General features: G+C 67.1%; 5 protein-coding genes. All 5 read left to right on the forward strand.

The features are described 5' to 3' along the window. Positions 1–15: 15 nt before the first annotated feature. Entirely contained in the window at positions 16–2124 is a 2109-nt protein-coding gene (gene nuoL, locus MKK88_RS29300) for an NADH-quinone oxidoreductase subunit L (RefSeq protein WP_244006244.1), read from the forward strand. A 1-nt stretch (position 2125) separates the two neighbouring features. Beyond that, entirely contained in the window at positions 2126–3646 is a 1521-nt protein-coding gene (locus tag MKK88_RS29305; RefSeq protein WP_244006266.1) for an NADH-quinone oxidoreductase subunit M, read from the forward strand. A gap of 10 nt (positions 3647–3656) precedes the next feature. Continuing rightward, entirely contained in the window at positions 3657–5102 is a 1446-nt protein-coding gene (gene nuoN, locus MKK88_RS29310) for an NADH-quinone oxidoreductase subunit NuoN (protein ID WP_244006251.1), read from the forward strand. A gap of 7 nt (positions 5103–5109) precedes the next feature. Beyond that, positions 5110–5913, forward strand: coding sequence for a biotin--[acetyl-CoA-carboxylase] ligase (locus tag MKK88_RS29315; RefSeq protein WP_244006253.1), 804 nt, complete (start codon positions 5110–5112; stop codon positions 5911–5913). Positions 5914–5929: 16 nt separating this feature from the next. Then, a partial coding sequence (locus tag MKK88_RS29320; RefSeq protein WP_244006255.1) for a ribonuclease J occupies positions 5930–7509 on the forward strand: 1580 nt, incomplete at its 3' end.

Raw genomic sequence — 7509 nt, forward strand, 5'->3', positions numbered from 1 at the left:
GACTGCAAGAGAGCGATGTATCACGCGATCGTCTTCTTCCCGCTCATCGGCTTCCTGATCGCCGGCCTGTTCGGCCGGTACATCGGGGCGCGGGCCTGCGAGTACATCACCACGGCGTTCCTCGCCTTCACGGCGCTGATTGCGTGGGGCGTGTTCATCGACGGCGGACACGCCGAGCGGGTGCAGGTGGCATCCTGGTTCTCGGCCGGCGACCTGCAGGTCGACTGGGCCTTCAAGGTCGACGCCCTGACCCGGGTGATGCTGGTGGTGGTGACCACGGTCTCGACCCTCGTGCACCTCTACTCCGTGGGCTACATGGAGGAGGATCCGCACCGGCCGCGCTTCTTCGCCTACCTGTCGCTGTTCACCTTCGCCATGCTGATGCTGGTGACGGCCGACAACCTCGTGCAGATGTTTTTCGGCTGGGAGGGCGTGGGCCTCGCCTCCTACCTGCTGATCGGGTTCTGGTACGAGAAGCCCTCGGCCAACGCCGCCGCCATGAAAGCGTTCATCGTCAACCGCGTCGGCGATTTCGGCTTCTCCCTCGGCATCTTCCTCGTCTTCGTGCTCACCGGCTCGGTGGCATTCGACGCGATCTTCGGCAAGGTCGACGCGATCAAGTCGCTGAGCTTCCACTTCCTCGGCTACGATTGGAACGCCCTGACGCTGGCCTGCCTGCTGCTGTTCATGGGGGCCATGGGCAAGTCGGCGCAGTTCCTGCTGCACACGTGGCTGCCGGACGCCATGGAGGGCCCGACCCCGGTCTCCGCGCTGATCCACGCCGCCACCATGGTGACCGCCGGCGTGTTCATGGTCGCCCGCCTGTCGCCGCTGTTCGAGGAGGCGCCGAACGCGCTGGTCGTGGTGACGGTGATCGGCGGCATCACGGCGTTCTTCGCGGCCACGATCGGCCTCGTGCAGAACGACATCAAGCGGGTGATCGCCTACTCGACCTGCTCGCAGCTTGGCTACATGTTCGTGGCACTCGGCGTCGGCGCCTATTCGGCCGCGGTGTTTCACCTGTTCACCCACGCCTTCTTCAAGGCGCTGCTGTTCCTCGGGGCCGGCTCGGTCATCCACGCGATGCACCACGAGCAGGACATGCGGAACATGGGCGGCCTGCGCCGCTACATCCCCTATACCAGCGCCATGATGGCGATCGGCTCCCTCGCGCTGATCGGCTTCCCCTACACGGCCGGCTACTACTCGAAGGACGCGATCATCGAGGCGGCCTATGCCTCGACCCGCCCGGGCCACACGCTCGCCTTCCTGTGCGTGGTGGTGGCGGCGTTCTTCACCTCGTTCTATTCCTGGCGCCTGTTCTTCATGACCTTCGAGGGTCCGGCCCGCTGGGGCGCCCACGCGGCGCACGACCACCACGACGCCCCCGCGGTGGCGCACTCGACCATGGCGCACGAGGCCGACGGCCCGCCCGGCCATACCGAGGGCGTCGCGCACGACGACAAGGGCCATGACATCGAGCCGGCCCACAGGAGCGACCTCGTGGCTGACGACCATCACGGTCACGGTCACCACGGGGACCATACGCCCCATGAGAGCCCGCTGGTGATGACGGTCCCGCTGGCGATTCTGGCCTTCGGCGCGCTGTTCGCCGGCATCATCTTCCACAACCGCTTCATCGGCGAGGGGATGGACGCGTTCTGGGGCCACGCCCTGGCGCACGGCCCACACAACCACATCATGCACGAGATCCACGAGGTCCCGGCTTTGGTCTCCTACTCGCCGCTGATCATGCTGATCCTCGGCTTCGTCCTGGCCTACTGGATGTATATCCGCCGGCCGGAGCTGCCGGGCGAGCTCGCCGCACAGCAGCCGTCTCTGTACCGGTTCCTGCTCAACAAGTGGTACTTCGACGAGATCTACGACCGGATCTTCGTCCGCCCGGCCAAGGATTTCGGCCTGTTCCTCTGGAAGCAGGGCGACGGGCGGATCATCGACGGACTGGGGCCAAACGGGATCGCGGCGCGGGTCGTCGACGTGACCCGCGGGGTGGTCCGTCTCCAGACCGGTTACCTCTACCACTACGCCTTCGTGATGCTCATCGGCGTCGCCGGCCTGATCAGCTGGTACCTGATATCCGGTCTGCCCAAGGGTGTTCACTGATATGTTCGGCCTCGGCATCCTCTCCGGCCTGCTGATCGTGCCACTCTGCGGCGCGGCCTTCATCCTGACGCTGAACGGCGACGAGGAATCGGTCGCCCGGAACAGCCGGTGGGCGGCGCTCGCCACCACGATCGTCACCTTCCTCCTCTCGCTGGTCGCCTGGAGCCGCTACGACACCGCCTCGTCGAGCTTCCAATTGGTCGAGAGCCACGCGTGGCTGACCGACACGATCCGGTTCAAGCTCGGGGTCGACGGCTTCTCGATACCGCTGATCCTCCTGACGACCTTCCTGATGCCGTTCTGCATCGGCGCCTCGTGGCACTCGATCCACTTCCGGGTGAAGGAGTACTTCGTCGCTTTCCTCGTCCTCGAGACGACGATGATCGGCGTGTTCGCCTCACTGGACCTGCTGCTGTTCTACCTGTTCTTCGAGGCCGGCCTGATCCCGATGTTCCTGATCATCGGCATCTGGGGCGGCGCGCGCCGGGTCTATGCCAGCTTCAAATTCTTCCTCTACACCCTGCTCGGTTCGGTGCTGATGCTGCTCGCTGTGATGGCGATGTACTGGCAGGCCGGCACCACCGACATCCCGACCCTGCTGCAGTACCGCTTCCCGGTGCAGATGCAGACCTGGCTGTGGCTCGCCTTCTTCGCGTCCTTCGCGGTGAAGATGCCGATGTGGCCGGTCCATACTTGGCTGCCCGATGCGCACGTCGAGGCGCCGACCGCCGGGTCGGTGATCCTGGCCGGCATCCTCCTGAAGATGGGCGGCTACGGCTTCATCCGGATCTCGCTGCCGATGCTGCCGGTGGCGAGCCATGACTTCGCGCCTCTCGTGTTCGCCCTGTCGGTCATCGCGATCATCTTCACGTCGCTCACCGCGATGATGCAGACCGACATCAAGAAGCTGATCGCCTACTCGTCGGTGGCCCATATGGGCTTCGTGACGCTCGGCCTGTTCACGCTGAACGAGCAGGGCATCCAGGGCGCGCTGTTCCTGATGATCTCCCACGGCATCGTGTCGGGGGCGCTCTTCCTCTGCGTCGGCGTGGTCTACGACCGGATGCATACCCGCGAGATCGCCGCCTATGGCGGCCTCGTGAAGCGGATGCCGCTCTACGCGGTCGCCATGCTGATCTTCACCATGGCCAATGTCGGCCTGCCCGGCACCTCCGGCTTCGTGGGCGAGTTCCTGTCGATGCTCGGCGCCTTCAAGGCGAACCCGAACGTCGCCTTCTTCTCGACCTTCGGCATCATCCTGTCGGCGGGCTACGCCCTGTGGCTCTACGCCCGGGTGGTCTACGGCAAGCTCGAGAAACCGAACCTCCAGGGCATCCTGGATCTCGACCTGCGCGAGAAGATCATCCTGGCGCCGCTGGTCGTGCTGACGATCTATTACGGCGTGCATCCGGCCCCCGTGCTCGATGTGTTCGCGCCCTCGACCGACGCGCTGATGGCGAGCATCAAGACCGCGCTCTCGAACACCCAGACGGCCGCCGCGGCGCTGCCGATCCCGCGTTGAGGCGGAGACCATGACAACCGTCCACTCCGTCCTGCCCTCGCTGGCGCCGCTCCTGCCCGAGTTGATCCTCGGCGTCGGCGTCCTGCTCCTGATCCTCTATGGCGCCTGGCGCGGGGATCGGTCGGCCGAGAGCGTCAGCATCGGCGCCCTGGTGCTGCTCCTGGTCGCCCTGTCGGTGGTGATCTCCCAGCCGGTGCACGGGCGGATCACGACCCTGTCGGGCGCCTTCGTGTCCGATTCCTTCTCGAAGGTGATGAAGTCGCTGGTGCTGCTCGGCTCCTCGGCGACGATCCTGCTGGCGCACGATTTCTTCAAGCGCGAGCGCATCGACCGGTTCGAATTCCCGGTCCTGATCGTGCTCTGCACCATCGGCATGATGGTGATGGTCTCGGCCAACGACCTGATCGCCCTCTATCTCGGCCTGGAACTGCAGTCGCTCGCCGCCTACGTGATCGCGGCCTTCCACCGGGACGACATCAAGTCGACAGAGGCCGGCCTCAAGTACTTCGTGCTCGGCGCGCTCTCGTCCGGCATGCTGCTCTACGGCGCCTCGCTGATCTACGGCTTCACCGGCACGGTCTCGTTCCCCGGCATCGTCTCGGCGCTCAACGAGAATGCCGGCCTCGGCATCGTGCTCGGCATCGTGTTCGTGGCGGCCGGCGTCTGCTTCAAGATGTCGGCGGTGCCGTTCCACATGTGGACGCCCGACGTCTACGAGGGCTCGCCTACGCCGGTGACGGCTTTCTTCGCCACCGCGCCCAAGATGGCCGCCGTCTCGATGACGGTGCGGGTCTTCATCGGCGCCCTCCCGGACGTGACGGCGGTCTGGCAGCAGATCTTCATCTTCGTCTCGGTGGTATCGATGGCTCTGGGCTCCTTCGCAGCCATCGGCCAGACGTCGATCAAGCGCCTGATGGCCTACTCGTCGATCGCCAATATCGGCTACGCGCTGATCGGCCTGGCCTGCGGCTCCGAGGAGGGGATCAGCGGGCTCGTCACCTACATGATCATCTACCTCGCGATGACGCTCGGCTCCTTCGCGATCATCCTGTCGCTTCGGCGCCGGAACGTCATGTTCGAGAAGATCGAGGACCTGTCGGGCCTGTCGCGCACGCATCCATGGCTGGCCTTCTGCCTCGCCGCCATGATGTTCTCGCTGGCCGGCATCCCGCCCCTCGCCGGGTTCTTCGCGAAGTTCTACGTCTTCGCCGCCGCCATCAAGGCGGGCCTCGTGACGCTGGCGGTGATCGGCGTGGTGACCAGCGTGGTCGGCGCTTACTATTATTTGCGGATCGTGCGGATCATGTATTTCGACGAGCCGAAGGAGCCCTACGAGGCGATGGCACCGGGCCTGCGGGTCGTGCTCGCCCTGTCGAGCGTCGTGGTGGTGCTGTTCTTCCTGCTCCCGGGGCCGCTGGTCGGCGCCGCCGGCCGGGCCGCCAAGTCGCTGTTCTAGGACGGCCTTGCCCTATCGACTCGGGCCCGAGGCGCGCAGCCAGGGCCACCGCCTGCATGTCCACGACAGCCTCGGCTCCACCAACACGGAGGCGATGGCGCAGGCGCGGGCCGGCGAGACAGGGCCGCTCTGGGTCGCGACGTACCGTCAGGAGGCGGGGCGGGGCCGCCGGGGCAACAGCTGGGCGTCCCTCCCGGGCAACCTCGCGGCGAGCGTGCTCTGGCCGGTCGCCGGGGTGGCCCCAGACCACCTCGCCGAGCTCGGCTTTGTGGCCGGGCTCGCGTTGATCGAGGCGCTGGAGGCGGCCTGCGGCACCCTGCCGGATACCGGATCGGCCGCCGGCGCCCGATCTCTGCAGCTCAAATGGCCGAACGACGTGCTGCTCGGCGGCGCCAAGCTCGCGGGTCTTCTGCTGGAGGCTGAGACGTTGCCGGGTGGCCGGCGCGCCGCGGTGATCGGCTTCGGCGTCAACGTCGCGGCGGCCCCGGACGGGCTCTCCGCCACAAGCTTGGCGGCGACGGGTTACGCCAGTGACGCCGAGGCGCTACTGGAACATCTCTCGGACCGGATGGCTGCGCGGGCGCGCCTCTGGGACCGGGGACGGAATTTTGCTGCCCTGCGCGCCGACTGGCTGGCGCGGGCCGCAGGTCTCGGATCGGAGATCGCGGTGCGCAGCGGCGGACAGGGCCTTAGGGGCGTGTTCGAAACGATCGACGAGGGGGGGCGGCTCGTGATCCTCGCCCCCGACGGGAACCGGCATACCGTGACGGCGGGCGAGGTGCATTTCGGATCGGCCGCGACGGCGGCCTGAGTTTGGACGACGACAGATGGCAACAGGACAGGAGGAGCTGGTCTTCCTGCCGCTCGGCGGCGTGGGCGAGATCGGAATGAATGCGGCGCTCTACGGCTTCGGGCCGGAGAAGGGCCGGAAGTGGATCATGGTCGATTGCGGCATGGGCTTTGCCGGCGAGGAGAACATGCCGGGCATCGACCTGATGTTCCCGGATCTCTCCTTCATCGAGGAGAAGCGCAAGGACCTGCTGGGGATCTTCATCACCCACGCGCACGAGGACCATATCGGGGCGATCTCCGAGCTGTGGTCGCGCGTCAAGGCGCCGGTCTACGCGACGCGCTTCGCCAAGAACCTGCTGGAGACCCGCCGGCTCTCGGATCCCGGCGCGCCCAAGGTCGACCTGCGCGAGGTCAAGCCCGGCCGGCGCATCACGGTCGGCCCGTTCGAGCTGGAATACGTTCCGGTCTCGCACTCGATCCCCGAGTCGAACGCCATCGCGATCCGCACGGCAGCCGGTCTCGTGGTCCATACCGGCGACTGGAAGATCGACCCGACGCCGGTGGCCGGCGAGGTCACTTCGCCCGAGGCCTTCACGGCGCTCGGCGACGAGGGCATCCTGGCGCTGGTCTGCGATTCCACCAACGTGGTGCGCGATGGCTTCTCCCCCAGCGAGCGCGAGGTCGCCGAGACCCTCAAGACCTTGATCGCCGACGCCCCCCACCGGGTCGCGGTAACGACCTTCGCGTCGAACGTCGCCCGCATCCGCGCCGTCGCCGAGGCGGCGGTGGCCTGCGGCCGTGAGATCGTGGCGGTCGGCCGGGCCATGGACCGGGTGATCGATGTCGCCCGCGAGTGTGGCTACCTCGACGGGTTGCCCGAGTTCCGCCGGTCGGATTCGTGGAAGAGCCTGCCGCGCGAGCGGGTCGTGGCCCTGCTCACCGGCTCGCAGGGCGAGCCCCGGGCAGCCTTGGCCCGGGTTTCCCGCCGGGACCATCCGGATATCAGCCTCACTGCGGGCGATCAGGTGATCTTCTCCTCGCGCGCCATCCCCGGCAACGAGCGCGATGTCGGCTCGATCATCAACGACCTGATCGAGCAGGGCGTCGAGGTGATCACCGACCGCAGCGCCCTCGTCCACGTTTCCGGTCACCCGCGCCGGGACGAGATGGTCGAGATGTACAAGTGGACGCGGCCCGGCACCGCGATCCCGGTCCACGGCGAGGCGCTCCACCTCGACGAGCATGCCCGCTTCGCCCGGGCGCAGGGGGTGCAGAACGTCGTCAAGGCCCGCAACGGCAGCCTGATCCGGCTCAGCCCCGGCAAGCCCGAGGTGATCGACCACGTGAAGGCCGGCCGCCTGTTCAAGGACGGCGATGTCCTGATCGACGAGAAGGACCGGGCGATCCCCGAGCGGCGCAAGCTGATGCAGGCGGGTCTCGTCTCGGTGGCGATCGCGATCGACGAGGATGGCGTCGTGCTGGGCGAGCCGGCGATCGACATCATCGGCCTGCCGAACCGTGGGCGCTCCGGCGAACCCCTGATCGACACCATCGTGGAAGCGGTCTCGCGCAGCCTTTCGGGCCTGTCCCGGGGCAAGCTCAAGGATTCGGAGGG

It is taken from the genome of Methylobacterium sp. E-005 (assembly GCF_022829725.1).
In the GTDB taxonomy this organism is placed as follows: domain Bacteria; phylum Pseudomonadota; class Alphaproteobacteria; order Rhizobiales; family Beijerinckiaceae; genus Methylobacterium.